General features: G+C 55.7%; 13 protein-coding genes and 1 tRNA gene. 7 read left to right on the top strand and 7 right to left on the bottom strand.

The features are described 5' to 3' along the window. Nucleotides 1-3: 3 nt before the first annotated feature. Complete coding sequence (locus ACR0L3_RS20175) at nt 4-1437, bottom strand: NAD(P)-dependent oxidoreductase (protein WP_480747582.1); 1434 nt, start codon at nt 1435-1437, stop codon at nt 4-6. 230 nt (nt 1438-1667) lie between these two features. Between ACR0L3_RS20175 and ACR0L3_RS20180 the strand changes: the two genes are divergently transcribed. Next, a complete protein-coding gene (locus ACR0L3_RS20180) occupies nt 1668-2471 on the top strand; it encodes an undecaprenyl-diphosphate phosphatase (protein ID WP_480747583.1) in 804 nt (267 codons plus the stop codon). On the opposite strand, the gene ACR0L3_RS20185 is transcribed toward ACR0L3_RS20180, so the two are convergent. Beyond that, nucleotides 2472-3455, bottom strand: a complete 984-nt coding sequence (locus ACR0L3_RS20185; RefSeq protein WP_480747584.1) for a complex I NDUFA9 subunit family protein — start codon at nt 3453-3455, stop codon at nt 2472-2474. Nucleotides 3456-3654: 199 nt separating this feature from the next. Between ACR0L3_RS20185 and ACR0L3_RS20190 the strand changes: the two genes are divergently transcribed. Further along, a tRNA-Leu gene (locus tag ACR0L3_RS20190) sits at nt 3655-3741 on the top strand. A 347-nt stretch (nt 3742-4088) separates the two neighbouring features. Here the strand turns inward: ACR0L3_RS20190 and ACR0L3_RS20195 are convergent. From ACR0L3_RS20195 to ACR0L3_RS20205, 3 genes are read right to left on the bottom strand one after another with little or no spacing between them, the layout of a single operon-like run. After that, the gene (locus ACR0L3_RS20195; RefSeq protein ID WP_480747585.1) at nt 4089-5093 is read right to left on the bottom strand and encodes an ABC transporter substrate-binding protein; all 1005 of its coding nucleotides are present in this window, start codon (nt 5091-5093) and stop codon (nt 4089-4091) included. After that, nucleotides 5072-6433 carry a sensor histidine kinase N-terminal domain-containing protein gene (locus tag ACR0L3_RS20200; RefSeq protein ID WP_480747586.1) on the bottom strand — a complete coding sequence of 454 codons (1362 nt, stop codon included), beginning with the start codon at nt 6431-6433 and terminating at the stop codon, nt 5072-5074. Before ACR0L3_RS20200 ends, ACR0L3_RS20195 begins: the two co-directional genes overlap by 22 nt. Then, a complete protein-coding gene (locus ACR0L3_RS20205) occupies nt 6423-7091 on the bottom strand; it encodes a response regulator transcription factor (protein ID WP_480747587.1) in 669 nt (222 codons plus the stop codon). The genes ACR0L3_RS20200 and ACR0L3_RS20205 overlap by 11 nt, the downstream gene beginning before the upstream one ends. Before the next feature lie 108 nt (nt 7092-7199). On the opposite strand from ACR0L3_RS20205, the gene ACR0L3_RS20210 reads away from it, so the two are divergent. The 5 genes from ACR0L3_RS20210 to ACR0L3_RS20230 all read left to right on the top strand — a co-directional run bounded on the left by ACR0L3_RS20210 (nt 7200) and on the right by ACR0L3_RS20230 (nt 12190). Beyond that, entirely contained in the window at nt 7200-8180 is a 981-nt protein-coding gene (locus ACR0L3_RS20210) for a Bug family tripartite tricarboxylate transporter substrate binding protein (RefSeq protein WP_480747588.1), read from the top strand. Between the two features lie 67 nt (nt 8181-8247). Next, nucleotides 8248-8730: a tripartite tricarboxylate transporter TctB family protein gene (locus ACR0L3_RS20215; protein WP_480747589.1), complete on the top strand. Its 483-nt coding sequence runs from the start codon at nt 8248-8250 to the stop codon at nt 8728-8730. A gap of 1 nt (nt 8731) precedes the next feature. Beyond that, on the top strand, nt 8732-10243 hold the full coding sequence (locus ACR0L3_RS20220; protein WP_480747590.1) for a tripartite tricarboxylate transporter permease: 1512 nt from the start codon (nt 8732-8734) through the stop codon (nt 10241-10243). Then, nucleotides 10233-11420 carry a CaiB/BaiF CoA transferase family protein gene (locus ACR0L3_RS20225; RefSeq protein ID WP_480747591.1) on the top strand — a complete coding sequence of 396 codons (1188 nt, stop codon included), beginning with the start codon at nt 10233-10235 and terminating at the stop codon, nt 11418-11420. The genes ACR0L3_RS20220 and ACR0L3_RS20225 overlap by 11 nt, the downstream gene beginning before the upstream one ends. Then, on the top strand, nt 11417-12190 hold the full coding sequence (locus ACR0L3_RS20230; protein ID WP_480747592.1) for a citryl-CoA lyase: 774 nt from the start codon (nt 11417-11419) through the stop codon (nt 12188-12190). The genes ACR0L3_RS20225 and ACR0L3_RS20230 overlap by 4 nt, the downstream gene beginning before the upstream one ends. A 52-nt stretch (nt 12191-12242) precedes the next feature. Here ACR0L3_RS20230 and ACR0L3_RS20235 read toward each other — a convergent pair whose 3' ends face one another. Then, a complete protein-coding gene (locus ACR0L3_RS20235) occupies nt 12243-13787 on the bottom strand; it encodes a heme biosynthesis HemY N-terminal domain-containing protein (protein WP_480747593.1) in 1545 nt (514 codons plus the stop codon). A gap of 10 nt (nt 13788-13797) precedes the next feature. After that, nucleotides 13798-14906 (bottom strand): COG4223 family protein (locus tag ACR0L3_RS20240; protein ID WP_480747594.1); only part of this gene is annotated, 1109 nt, incomplete at its 5' end.

Genomic DNA, 14906 nt, shown 5'->3' on the forward strand with positions numbered 1-14906 from the left:
CGGTTACTCGGCTGCGATGGCCGCTTTTGTGTTGAACCGGTCGATGATCGCATCGGCGCAGTCGCGCCCGTCCCGTATCGCCCAGACTACAAGCGAGGCGCCGCGCACTATGTCACCGATGGCGTAAACGCCGTCCATTTCGGTTTCACCAGTCTGGAACGCGGCCTTGACTGTGCCCCAACGGGTTACTGGAAGGTCAGGCTGGCCGAAAAGTGTTGGCAGGTCTTCAGGCTCAAATCCAAGCGCCTTGATAACCAGATCGGCGTCTTCGACATAGTCCGCGCCCTCAATCACTTCCGGCGCTTGTCGACCGGACGCGTCGGGCTGACCCAAACGCATCTTTTGCACCATAACGCCAGACACTTTGTCATCGCCGGTGAAACCTTTTGGTGCGCAAAGCCACTCAAAGATCACACCTTCTTCTTCGGCATTCTGGGTTTCACGTTGCGAACCCGGCATATTGGCACGGTCGCGTCGGTATAGGCATTTAACCGAAGTCGCGCCTTGACGGATCGAGGTTCGCACGCAGTCCATCGCAGTATCGCCACCACCGATCACGACAACCTTCTTGCCTTCGGCATTCAGGCGGCCATTGTCAAAATCTTCAACGGCATCGCCAAAGCTTTTGCGGTTCGAAGCCGTCAGGAAGTCGATGGCTTTTTCGATCCCGTTCAAACCGCTGCCCGGCATAGTCAGGTCGCGGGACTTGTATACTCCGGTCGCAATTATCACAGCGTCATGTTTGGCGCGGATTTCTGCGAATTTGTCGGCGTCCACGTCGCAGTTAAGTACAAACTCAACCCCGCCATCGGCCAACAGATCGTTGCGACGCTGTACTATGTCTTTTTCCAGCTTAAAGCCCGGAATACCGTACATCAGCAGGCCACCGGCGCGATCGTAGCGGTCGTAGACGGTGACCTGAATTCCAGCACGGCGCAGCATATCAGCAGCAGCTAGTCCCCCAGGGCCGCCACCTATGATGCCAACGCTTTCACTACGCTCGGAGGCGGGTTCAACAGGCTTCACCCAACCTTTGTCCCAGGCGGTGTCGGTGATATATTTCTCGATCGTGCCGATAGTAACTGTGCCATGACCTGATTGCTCGATTACACAATTACCTTCGCACAGACGGTCCTGCGGGCAGATACGGCCACAGATTTCCGGGAAGGTGTTGGTAGCTTGGCTTGTGTGATAAGCTTCTTCCAGACGACCCGTTGCGGTCAGACGCAGCCAATCAGGGATGTTGTTGTGCAGCGGGCAATGTGACTGACAGTAAGGCACACCGCATTGGCTGCAGCGGCTGGCCTGCTCTTCTGCTTTAACCGATGCGTACTCAGCATAGATTTCGTCAAAGTCTTCTTTGCGCACGTCAGCGGCACGCTTTTCCGGCATGACACGGTCGATCTGCACAAATTTCAGCATCGGTTGCTTGGCCACGGGTCAGACTCCATGAATTGGCTTGGTCGAGCCTCTTTAAGAGATGCGGCGCAGGATGAAAAGGCAGTATTGCTGACCTAAATTGAAAAAATTCACTTACTCTCAGCAATACGGTGAAAAAAATTCGGCTTTTTAGTACCGAATCGGACCTATTTACACACTTTCTTTTTCCACACCACACTTATACGCATTTCCAGCAAAGAATGCGCGATGGCAGCACGGCAGGGCAGATGAGTTTACTTCAGTTGATTCTCGCGGCGATTATTCAGGGTATCACCGAATTTTTGCCGATCTCCTCCTCAGGCCATTTGATCCTTTTGCCCGCCCTGACCGGCATGGACGATCAGGGGCTTGCCATCGACGTCGCGGTGCATGTTGGAACGCTGGGCGCCGTGGTTCTGTATTTCTGGACGGATGTAAAACACGCCGCCGCAGGCCTGCCACGCGCCATGACCGGAAAGGTAGATACACCACAGGCACGGCTGGCGATGTGCCTGATCGTTGCGACGATTCCCATTGTAATAGTGGGCGCCATCCTTTTCAAAACGGGCCTTAGCCAATCCTTACGCTCAATGACAGTAATTGGCTGGACCATGCTGGGCTTCGGGCTGCTGTTGTATTGGATGGATCAAAAAGGACCGCAGATCAAACAGTCTGATGAGTGGAACTTACGAGACGCCATAGTCTTGGGGCTATGGCAAGTTCTGGCGCTGATCCCGGGCACCTCGCGTTCGGGCATTACCATCACCGGAGCGAGGCAGTTGGGTTACACCCGAGAGGACGGTGCCCGAATTGCAATGCTGATGTCGATCCCAACGATTTTGGCTTCGGGCGTTTTATTGTCAGCGGAAGTGATCCGCGAAGCGGATGCGCAACTGGCCAAGGATGGCGCGATCGCCGCCGTCTTCGCTTTTGTTGCAGCCCTACTGGCCTTAACCCTAATGATGCGTCTGCTGCGCAGCATTAGCTTCACGCCCTATGTCATCTACCGTGTGATTCTGGGCGCGATCCTTTTGGTCATTGCTTACAGTTGATCAGGTACGCAGGTTATTCGCCGAGTTCTGAATATCGTCATACTGACCCGAGGGGCGAAATTTCCACAGATAATCCGGCAAAATGGATTCCAGCGTCGCGGGCTCAATCCCTAAATCGTCAAAGCTTTTGGCATCTTCAGCCACCACATTATCACGGCGCAGGTTTTTAAGTTGATCGCGGGTCAGGATGTGGTTCGGGAACAGCTGGAAACTGACGAACTTCACGATGTCCAGAACACCAGCCATGATCCGAGCCACCCAAAAGGGAATGCCAATAATCACTCGGCGGCGATGAACCACTCCCAACATCTGTTGCATCAGCGCGCGAAAGGATTTCACCTCAGGTCCGCCAAGCTCATAAATTCCGGGCTCGGCCTGTCCCAAAACGCCTTGCACGGCGGCCTTAGCAACATCATCCACATAAACCGGTTGAAACTTGGTCTCTGCCCCCACAAGCGGCAGGAATGGCCCCATACGAGTCATCCCGGCAAAACGGTTAAAAAACTGGTCCTCGGTCCCAAAAATCACCGACGGCCGCAAAATCACTGCATTCGGCATATGTTCCAATACACCGGCTTCTCCATGCGCCTTGGTGCGGGAATACGCGCTGTTCGATTGCGCATCAGCGCCGATGGCCGAAATATGCACCATGCGCGCGACACCCTGATCGGCTGCGATGCGCGCAATCCGCCCAGCTCCTTCGGCTTGCACGGCGTCGAATTCGTTATTGCCCAGTTCGTTCAGAACGCCCACACAGTTCACGACCGCGTCGGCCCCATGCATAACGGCCGCAACGGAAGCATCATCGCGGATATTGCATAGAATGGGTTCAACCTGGCCCACGACCCCGTAGGTTTTGACGAACATCGCTTCATTCGGGCGTCGCACAGCGACACGCACTCGCCAGCCTTCGTTCGCCATACGCCGAACGATGTATCGACCGACAAATCCTGATCCGCCGTAAATCGTGACCAGTTTGGACATGCGAGGGCTCCTACTGATGGGTCTTGATCCGATCTACCGTCCAAAGCCCCAGCAAACAAGGCGCAATAACGCCGCGTGTCATGGAATAAATGTCGAAATCCAATGTGTTTTGGATATGGCTTAAAAAACTTTCGAAAAAACTTCCCGAATCTGGTTGACGCCCTCTGCCAGTAGGCTTAAACGCCCCTCCACGACACCTGCCCAGGTGGCGGAATTGGTAGACGCGCTAGCTTCAGGTGCTAGTGTCCGTATGGACGTGGAGGTTCGAGTCCTCTCCTGGGCACCAAAATCCCTCAAAATACGTTGTAAAAACCGCAATCTGTAGCGGATTTTTCGTATTTCCTTTTGGAACCGCGCGAGCATCTGACACGATCATGTCCGAGCTTGAGTCATGGCTAAACTTCTAAGTGGCTCTTAATAACTGGCTCGCCAGTACCGTCTTTGGAATCACAAACGGCGTCGACTGATAGGCAAAGCTGTCTTGCCATTTCATTCCCTCAAGGTATTTGATTTTTGATCCGGTAAACGAGTCAATATCAGCCAGTGCAGCCACTGCCCCCAAAAGGGCGATATTGGAGCGCTCTCTTGTCCGGCCGCGATCAATCAAAGATCATCAGCACTGCAACACGCTCACTACTGAATCACCGCATCTTCCCACGCAGACAGAAACTTTCTTCGCTTCAAATCATCCAAAAAAGTCAGCAACGCTGGGTTCAATCCAATAGTCTCATGATCCGTTGAGCTATCCTGAGACGTGAGCGGCGGAAGCGATGACGAAACATCCTCAGAAGCAGGGTTCTCTGCAACAAGATAGCGGACGAATGCCTCTGCCGCGTCCGGCTCTTGAGTTGTCTTTGAAACCAGGGCTGTCCGCATCATAATTGTCTGAAAATCCGTCGGTAAAATCACCTCAAGAGAATCCTTATTCTCCGTGCGAACTTCGGCATAGCTGCCAAGGACGTTGTAAGCGACCAAGATCGTTCCATCGGCAAGGTCGTTTATCATTTCGCCGGAACAGCAATACAATTTGACATCAAGGCCACCCATGACCTCCATCAAGCGCCAATAGGTTTCCGAAGCACGTGCATCCTGTGTCGCGAAAAGATAGCCGAGGCCGGACTCGCGGACGTCATACGTTCCTACTTTGCCACGAAATTCTTCAGGCTGTTCGCGCAGCACCTCGATCAACTGTTGACGCGTCAAAGGAAGTTCTTGGCCTTCAAATGCTGTGCGGTTGATCACGATGGCCGCAGGTTCGGTCGTGAACGAAAACAAGCTTTGGTGCCACTGGGCCCAAGACGGCGTTTCGATGTCATCGATTGGCAGTGCAAAACCGTCATTCGCCAGTTTCAATTGCAGGTCCATCGCGCTGGAGACAACTATGTCGAAAGCATCGGGCGTGGCGCGGACGCGTTTGTTGATATCCGCTGTGCTTGAAACGAGGTATTCGATACTAACTAAGGGGTTTTGTGCGATGAACCCCTCTATTGTTGGTGCAAACAAAAACGTATCGGTGCTTGAGACAATTCGAAGACGAGGCCCCTCTGCGTTTTCGTTAAAGATCAAGCGATCTTCCCAGTCTTCCGCCACCGCCAAGCTAGGCAGCACAAACAACACTAGAATGATAAAATAACGCATGCGCCCCCCGTTGGCCTATTGGTAAGGGTCAGTTTGCCGCCGTGCGCGGTCGCCACATCCTCTGCGATAGTCAATCCCAATCCAGATCCAATCGTTCCCAAGGCGTTTCTGCCACGTTCAAACCTTCGCGTTAGCTGATCAATCTCTTCTGGTAGGAAACCCGGTCCCGCGTCGCATACCCTGACCTCAGGTTTGGAAGTGACCTCGATCTCGACTGTACTATCCGCAGGCGCATATTTCAGCGCGTTGTCGATCAAATTGCGCACGGCGTTCTGAATCAGGATTGGATCGCCGGAATAGGGCACTGTTGGATCACCCGTTAAGGAAAGTGACAGCTCTTTCATTTCCGCAATCGGCGTCAATCTTTGAACGAGCTCACTGATCAGTTCAACAAGGTCTACATCTTCGCGTTCTAGGCGATCCGCACGGGCCGTAGTCATTGCGTGGTCCAAAAGCTGACCCGCAGCACGAGAGCTTTCGTCGATCGCACGAATCATAGCGCGCAGCGCCTCGCGGTTTTCTTTTTTTTCGACCCGGTGCAGCGTTGCTTCAGCATAAGACCTAACGGTCGCGAGTGGCGTTCGCACACGATGGGCCGCCTCGGCGATAAAATCTTCAGATTGGCTAAGCGAATGATCCAATCGACCCATCAACGAGTTCAACGACATAACCAATGGCGCCATTTCTCGGGGAACGGGTTTCTTAAATGGGCTAAGGTCCTGTGGCCCCCTTCGTGTTACCGATGTCGTCAGCTTGTTGAGCTGCCCGATCGTTGTTGAAGTAACCCAAAAGGAAAGCGCCGCTGTGAGAAGAAAGAAGCCTAACCCCAAAAGTGCGGCATTTCGCGAAATCTGATCCAGAGTTTCCGAAAGCGCATCTTGGGTCTGGCCAAGCACGACTTCGATTTCTGTCTGCTTCTCCAGTCCCACTAGTGTTCGACTGGCGCTGATTTGTCGGACACGTTCGCCACGAAGTTCACCGGATGTAAACGACCAGTCGCTGTCTTCAAGCCCGCTTGCAAGGCGAAGGTCTTCATATCCGGACAGGAAGTCCCCGTCTTGGAAAATGGCGTAAAACACCCGGTCATCGGAAGGCGTGCTCAGCATCGAGAAGGCAGCATATGGGATATCTACTTCAAGCGTTCCGTCCCTAAGCGCCGCCGCATCCAAGATAGATGTTACCGACGCCTCTAGGATGTTGTCCTGACCTTGCTGCGCCACCTGTGCCGCATAATTTCGAACCGCGAAGAACAGGAGGATCGCAAGAACCGCTGCACCACCAATCAGTGTCAGCACGAGCCGACTTCTCAAGGATCCTGAAACGGTCGGGCTAGTGGTCATGATCCAACCTATACCCCAAGCCGCGCAGAGTGGTTATTTTCAACCCCGACTTTTCAAGGTGCTTGCGCAAGCGCCCGACATAGACCTCTATGGCGTTGTCAGACACGTTGTCGTCGTAGGAAAATAACCTGTCCGCAAGTTTCTGTTTCGAAAACACGTGACCCGGAGCGTTAATAAACAGCTCCATCATGCGCAACTCCCGATTCCGCAATGAAACGATGTCGCCTGCAACTGTCAGGTGACCTGCCACCGGATCAAACACCACGCCGCCGATCTCGATTGTCGACTTCGCGCTTCCTGTTTTTCGACGCAGAACCGCGCGGCAGCGCGCCTCAAGCTCGGCATGGTCGAACGGTTTGGTCACATAGTCATCCGCTCCTAAATCGAGCGAACCGATTCGATCTGAAATCTGACTGCGCGCCGTCAAAACAATCACCGGCGTGTCCAATCGGCTTGCCCGATGCCGTTTCAGAAAGTCGCGACCATCCCCGTCCGGAAGCATGATGTCCAATAGGATCAGATCATATTCCTCGGTTTCGACATAAGCGGTCGCGTCCTCTAAATTTGCTGCATGGTCAATGACATGACCATCCAGCCGCATGCGCGAACTGACCGCATTCGCGAGGTCCAAGTTATCTTCGACAAGCAGAAATTTCATCAGGCTCAAACAGTTTTTTGCCGCGTGACAGGTTGATGTCAGGTTGGTGTGTTTTTGTTTCGCCCAATCTGAGCCGCCATGCGGCTGGATGTCAAACGGGAGGAAATCATGACGACATTCAAACTGGGCCGGCGCGCCCTAATCGCAGCTGTGGCCGCAGTTGGCCTGACCGGGCCGGCGTTGGCCGAAGATCAGGTCGTAGACAGCATCCACTTTCTGATCCCCGGTGGTGCTGGCGGCGGCTGGGACGGTACGGCCCGTGGCACAGGCGAAGCGCTGACCAATGCGGGTCTAGTTGGCACCGCTTCCTACGAAAACATGTCCGGTGGCGGCGGTGGTAAGGCCATCGGCTTTCTGATCGAAAACGCCGACAGCAACCACGGCACACTGATGGTGAACTCGACGCCTATCGTTATCCGTTCGCTGACCGGAGTGTTTCCGCACAACTTCCGCGACCTGACACTGGTTTCCGGCACTATCGGCGACTACGCGGCGATTGTTGTGGGCAAAGACAGCCCTATCAACTCGATGGATGATTTGCTGGCTGCGTTTGACGCAGATCCGTCGGGTACAGCAATCGGTGGCGGTTCAGTACCGGGCGGCATGGACCATCTGGTTGCGGCCATGGTCATGGAAGCGGCCGGCAAGGACGCCTTGGCTGTAAAGTACATCCCCTATGACGCAGGCGGCAAAGCCATGGCAGCCCTGCTTTCGGGTGAGATCGCGGCGCTGTCGACCGGTTTCTCGGAAGCTGTCGATCTGGCAAACGCAGGTGAGGTCAAGATCATCGGCGTTACAGCCGACGAACGTGTGGATGCTGCGCCTGATGCAATGACCATGAAAGAACAGGGCATCGACACTTCCTTTGTGAACTGGCGCGGATTCTTCGCGGCCCCCGGCCTGCCCGAGGACAAGCTGGTCGCCTATCAGGACGCAATTGCCAAGATGTACGACACTCCCGAGTGGGAAGAAGTTCGTGCCCGCAATGGTTGGGTAAACATCCACAACTCTGGCGATGATTTTCAGTCGTTCCTTGAGCAGCAGGAACAGCAGATCGGCGATCTGATGAAAAAGCTGGGCTTCCTGTAAGCGAACAATTGGCAGAGCGGTGGGCCGCTCTGCCATCCCCAACGACAACAAAAAAGGAGGGGGTGTCATGGCGCTGGATCGCTGGATCGCGCTCATTCTGCTGGGTGTGTGTTTAACGTATGGCTACGCCGCTTGGTTCACGATGGACAGTAGCCTTCCCCCCTTTATGCAACGGAATCCAATCTGGCCAAGCACATTCCCGAAAGTGCTTTCCATTCTGGGTGTCATCACAACAACGATCATCTTGCTAGGCTTTGAAAAGTCCGAGCCAAAAGAGGCCGATATCGATTATCGACGGCTGGGAGAATACCATCTTGACCAAGCCCTGATCTTGTTGGCGCTGATGGTCATCTATGCTCTGTGCCTACGCCCTGTGGGCTTCCTGATCTCAACCTCAGCCTTCTTGATCCTCGGTTCCTTCATTCTGGGTGAGCGCAAGTGGCACATCATGCTGCCCGTTGCATTCATTGCAACCGGCGCTGTCTGGTATCTGGTTCAGGAAGTCCTTGGTATTTACATGCGCCCCCTGCCGGGCATTTTCGGAGGCTGACATGCTTGAAGGACTATTGATCGGCCTGCAAACGGCATTCTCCATCCAAAACCTGTTGATGGTCGTCGCGGGATGTTTGATCGGCACATTTATCGGCATGTTGCCCGGCCTCGGGCCGATGTCGATCATTGCCATCATGATCCCGGTTGCCATTTCGATGGGCGACCCGTCCGCCGCGTTGATCCTATTGGCTGGGGTGTATTATGGAGCCATTTTCGGCGGCTCTACATCTTCTATTCTGCTGAACGCGCCAGGGGTCGCGGGTACCGTTGCCTCCAGTTTCGACGGCTATCCAATGGCGCGCCAGGGCAAGGCCGGTAAAGCACTGACAGTTGCCGCAATTGCAAGTTTCGCCGGCGGCACGCTTGGGGCAGTGCTGTTGATGGTGTTTGCGCCTGCCCTGTCTTCGGTGGCCCTGCTATTTCACTCAGCTGAGTACTTCGCACTGATGGTTGTTGGACTTTCCGCAATCGCTGCGTTTGCGGGCAGCGGACAGGTTGCCAAGGCTGTGATCATGACAGTTCTCGGGCTTATCATGGCAACCGTTGGCGAAGGTGCGCTATTCAACCTGCCTCGCTTCACGATGGGGATCATGGACCTGCAATCAGGCTTTGGCTTCATTACGCTCGCCATGGCCATGTTCGCCCTGCCCGAAGCGCTGTTTTTGGTTCTCAAGCCAAAGGACCTCAAAGGCGACGACGGTAAAATCAAAGACCTGCGCATTACAAAGGACGAAGCCAAAGCCATCGCGCCCGTGATCGGCCGCCAATCGGTCCAAGGCTTTTTCATTGGCGTTCTGCCGGGGGCCGGAGCGACAATCGCCAGCTTCCTTGGCTACGCGGTCGAACGCAACATTGCGCCTAAGAAAGAGCAGGACGAGTTCGGCAAAGGCTCGATCAAGGGGCTTGCCGCGCCGGAATCGGCCAACAACGCCGCCTGCACAGGGTCATTTGTGCCATTGCTGACGCTTGGCATTCCGGGGTCCGGGACCACCGCCATTCTGTTGGGCGCGCTGATCGCCCTGAACGTGACCCCCGGCCCGCGCCTGATGCTGGATGAGCCGCAGATTTTCTGGGCAGTCATTATGTCGATGTTCATCGGCAACTTGGTGCTGCTGATCCTGAACTTGCCACTGATCCCCTACATCGCCAAGGTATTGTCCGTTCCGCGCAACTACCTGATCCCGTTCATTTTGTTCTTCACCCTAATGGGTGCTTATATCGGACAGAACAATGCGACCGAATTGCTGATTTTGGTTGGTTTCGGCGTCTGCGCCACGGCCTTGAAATTTGCCGACTATCCGCTGGCCCCTCTGCTGATTGGTTTCATCCTCGGTGGCATGATGGAGGACAATTTCGCCCGGTCCATGCAGCTCTATGATGGTATCGCATTCATTTGGGAACGTCCGATGACACTGGGCCTGCTGGTGATTGCAGCGCTGTTGGTGTTGCTGCCCAGCTACCGCGCACGTCGGGCCCGAGCACGGGCCGCCGGGGTCGCGGATGGCGACTGAGCCTCTGGCAGGCATACGGGTTCTTGACCTGACAAACGTTCTGGCAGGCCCGTATTGCTGCTATCAGCTAGCGCTGATGGGGGCTGAGGTGATCAAGGTCGAACGACCGCAGGGCGGCGACCTTGCTCGCGTCCTAGGGGCTGACCCAGACCGGAACAAGGCGGGGATGGGTATCAGCTTTCTCGCCCAGAACGCAGACAAAAAATCCGTCACACTGGATATGAAATCCGCGAAGGGCAAAGCTCTGCTGAAGCGGTTGGCAAAAAGCGCGGATGTTCTTGTTGAAAACTTCAGGCCTGGGGTCATGGAACGTCTGGGACTTGGTTACGAGGTCTTGCGAGCCGAAAACCCCAACTTGATCTATTGCGCGATCAGTGGGTTTGGTCAGGATGGACCGCGCCGAAACGACCCGGCTTACGATCAGATCGTTCAAGGCCTAAGCGGTGTCATGTCGATAACCGGCGCCCCAGATACGGCGCCCTACCGTGTCGGCTATCCACTTGCAGATACGGTAGGCGGCTTGACAGCCGCCTTTGCAATCAGCGCAGCATTAAACGCCAACCCGCGCGGCGCATTCTTGGATATCGCCATGTCCGAAGCGGTGATTTCAACAATGGGTTGGGTGGTTTCGAACTTTCTGGTCGGTGGCGTCACCCCCGGCGCGCATGGCAACGAGAACACCACATCCGCTCCGTCCGGGACATTTGCAACCGTAGACAACCCGATCAACATCGCTGCAAACCGCGATGAGCAATGGCAGGCGCTTGTCCAACATCTGCAGCGTGCGGATTTGCTGCAAAACCCCGATTACGAAACGCGCGAAGACCGTAAAAGAAACCGTCATGCCCTTCGCAAGGACCTCGAGTCGACGCTGCGCTCTCGTCCGGCTGCTGCGTGGGTTGATGAATTGAATGCGCTGGGCGTACCAACTGGGCCGGTACTGACCGTGCCCGAGGCCCTGTCTGACGAACAGCTGGCAGGTCGCGGGTTGATTGGATCCCTATCGGTTGGCGGCGGAGAAATGAAGCTGGCAGGAAGTCCTGTCATGATGGATGGTCAGCGCAAGATGCCTCAAAAAGCTCCACCAGAGTTGGGCGCAGACAACGCATTGATCTGGTCTGAGCTTGGTTTGTCCGAAGCGGAGATCAGTGCGCTGAAGCAGGAGGGAGTCATATGACCGACGTGGCCGACTGGTGGACGACCTCCATCATCGATATGGAACCCGGGCGTATCGACCTGCGTGGAGAGCCGATTCAGGACCTTATCGGCAATGTCAGCTTTGCCGAAATGATCTGGTTCATGGTGCGTGGCGACAGGCCGTCCACTGAACAGCTGAGGTTGTTCGAAGCCGCTTTGGTTGCAGCCGTGGATCATGGACCGCAAGCGCCTTCCATCGCGACGGCCCGAATGGCAGTGACCTGTGGGCTGCCCCTCAATAACGCCATGGCAAGTGCCGTGAACATGCTTGGCGATGTCCATGGCGGCGCGGGCGAGCAAGCTGTCACGCTGTTCCATTTTATCAGTTCGCACCAGTCCAGCGTTGGTGCAGCGATTGATGACTGGATCGCCGTGCACGGGAAAATTCTGCCTGGCTTTGGCCATCGGTTTCACACACCAACAGACCCGCGCGCACCGCGATTGATGAGTTTGGTTGACGAAGCGATAAAACAGAACGCCTGTGAGGGACGCTTTAAAGCCATTGCATTAGACATTGAGGCTGAGCTTGCGCGTCGCAAGGGCAAACCAGTTCCGATGAACATCGACGGTGCTACAGCGGTCATTTATACAGAGCTTGGTTTTGCGGCTCCACTTGCTCGTGGCTTGTTTTGCCTATCACGGTCTGTCGGTATTCTAGCACATGCTTGGGAGCAGACCCAGCAAGGCGGGCGCAACAAAGGCCCAACGCCACCTAAGTACCGTTGGACCTATCAGGATGCTAAAACTTAGAACCGAACACTCTGACAATGCCTTAGTTGCGGTGATCCAACAAAGCTAACTGCTAGCTCTGTTTTTCTACCACCGGCTCAACGTCGGGACGAACAGGCTGGACATCGGGGCTGGCGGGTTCGACATCAGGACGAACGGGTTCCGCCTCCATCTCGATAACCTCTGGCTCCATTGTTTCCTCAGCCTCTTCTGCCTCTGGCTCGGATTCAACCTTGTCCTCAAGCGCGCCCACGATCAGCGGCAGCATGTGTACGCCGGTTGCCGTGGCGATTTCAGGCGTTCGCGGGGTTTGCCAGCTGAGGGTGTCAAAACTACCGCAATTCTGACAAACGGGGCCCCATTCCGGCTGAATGTCGTGGCAATTGTCACAGACCCATTGCGGACCTCGAGGTGCATTCAGCGCTTTGGCCAGCCAGCCTTGCACCACCGCGTCCGTGGCACCCTCTCCCCGTTCAATCGCGGCCATAAGCGTATACGCCCGCGCGTCGGCCTGTTTTTCCACTATATCGCCCAGCGCACGACGGGCTTCTGGGAAATCCTCGGCCACGATGTTCAGCTCGGCCAGAATCAGACGGGTTTCCGGGTTTTCCGGGTGGATACGAGTCAGAGCCGTAAACCGGGTAATCCGTTGCGCAGGCGTTTCATCCGGTGCAATTTCAGCAAAGGCATGGGCCAGATCGGGATGCGGCTGTACCTCCCACGCTTTTTTCAGGATCTTGGTCGCAGCACGAGGTTTACCCTTTTCGATATAGGCGCGCGCGGCCATCGCTGCGGCGGGCACCAGATCGGGCGACAGGCGATTGGCCTCGATCGCATGCTCTTGCTGTTCGACAGTGGCGCTGTCATCCAGAATATCCTTGGCCTCGGACAAGGCCAGCACCGCGTCGCGGCGTTTGAATACGTCGCGCGGAAGATGCCCGGCTTTCAGCTTGGCCGTCAGGGTCGAACGCGCACCGGTCCAATCCTGCGATTTGGTCTGCAGACCCAGCAGAATGTCCTGAGTCTCGGCATGGCGCGGTTTTATCGCCAACGCTTTTTCGGCCAACTTGCGGGCGGTGTCGTCGTCGCCCTCAGCCAATTTTTGTTTCATAATCCCGCGTACACCGACAAAGCGGGTCGCGTTGTTCGTAACCAGCTTTTTATAGGTCTCAGACGCCTTTTTCGTGTCGCCATTCATCTCGGCGGCCTGAGCCACCAGAAGGTTTGTAAGTTCCGGCTTGTTCAACAGCTTCTCGGCCTTGTGGGCCTTGCTCATCGCTACGCGCCCTTCGCCTGATGCCAGCGCCATGAGACCATCGGACAGCGCTTGATAGCCGCGCTGCTCGCGGCTGCGGTCGAAATAACGGGACAAGGCGGTTTCGTCGCCGTTCAGGAATTTCAGTGTCGCGATCAGCAGGGTCAGCAACTTGAAGAACAGCCAGATCACTACCACCAGAACGCCCAGCGCGATCACCGATTGCAACGGCCCCAACGTATATTCCACGCCGCCAGCGGTGATTTGCACGCCGCCGCTGGTGTCCATCAGGAACATGGCACCTACGGCCAGCAGGCCGATAATCGCTACAAAAACAAGGATCTTTAACAATGACCACAGCATGGCAGGTCCTTTAGTTCGAGTTTACGCTGGATTGCAGCGCATTTGCGGCGTCAACGGCAGCTACGCGCGTTTGGGCTGCCTGTTCCCAATCAGCCAATGCTGCCTGAGCCGATTCAGGCAAGGCTTTGAGTTCGGTCAGCGCAGCAGCTACATCTCCGTCAACCAATGCAGCTTCTGCTCGTGACAGAACCGCATCGGGGCTGTCACCCTCTTGCGGGGTTACCGATCTCGCCCCGGTCTGACGCTGCAGAAAGGCCATCAGCCCGGTAGTTTTGTCTACATCCCTGGCGTCCGCCAAAGCAGTACGGGCCGCAGGCGCAAAAGACGTGCGGAGTTCAGCCATTGTTTCAACGCCTTCTTCCGACGGTGCAGACAGGGCATCGGGGACAGTTACGCCCCCTGCTTTGAGTTCATCCAGCAAATTGCCATACGGCTGACCGGCGTCCAGTTGGCCAAACACCTGCGTCAGCACTGCCGCATTACTGGCAGCCTGTGACTTTGCGGCGGCCTGGGCCTCTAATGCCTGCGCATCAGAGACCATTTTCTCAACCTCGGTTCGCTGAGCGGCTAGCGAATCTTGCAGTTTTTTCAACTCGGCTTCAAAGGCCGCGGATACCTCAGGAGACGCACCTTGGGTCAATGCGCCATTTTCCAGGTCATTCAGCCGGCTGACCAGAGGGTCGACCTTGCTTTCCAATCCTGCAAGGCTGGATTTTAACGCGTCTAGGTCCGCACCAAGCGGTGTCACCTGATCGGTCAGCGCCGCAATTTTGCTATCTACCCCCGATGTGTCAGAGATGGATTTCGTAAGTGCCTCGATCTGGCTGGCCTGATCGCTGAGCTTTGCCTCGAGCGATGTCAGCGCATCCGTGTTGCCAGAGCCGAATAGTCCCGCGCTGCCTGCGGCAAATCCAATCCCCGCTGCAAGCACCCCGCCAAGCAGAGCAGGAATGAATCCACCCTGTTTCTGTTGTGCGGGTTCAGCAGGTTGTTCCGTGGTCGCGGCGGCAGGTTCTTCGATTATTTGCTCGGCTTCGGCTTCGGCTTCGGCTTCGGCTTCGGCTTCGGCTTCGGCTTCGGCTTCGGCTTCGGCTTCGGCTTCGGCTTCGGCTTCGGCTT

The sequence above is a fragment of the Ruegeria sp. CK1 genome (assembly GCF_056536545.1).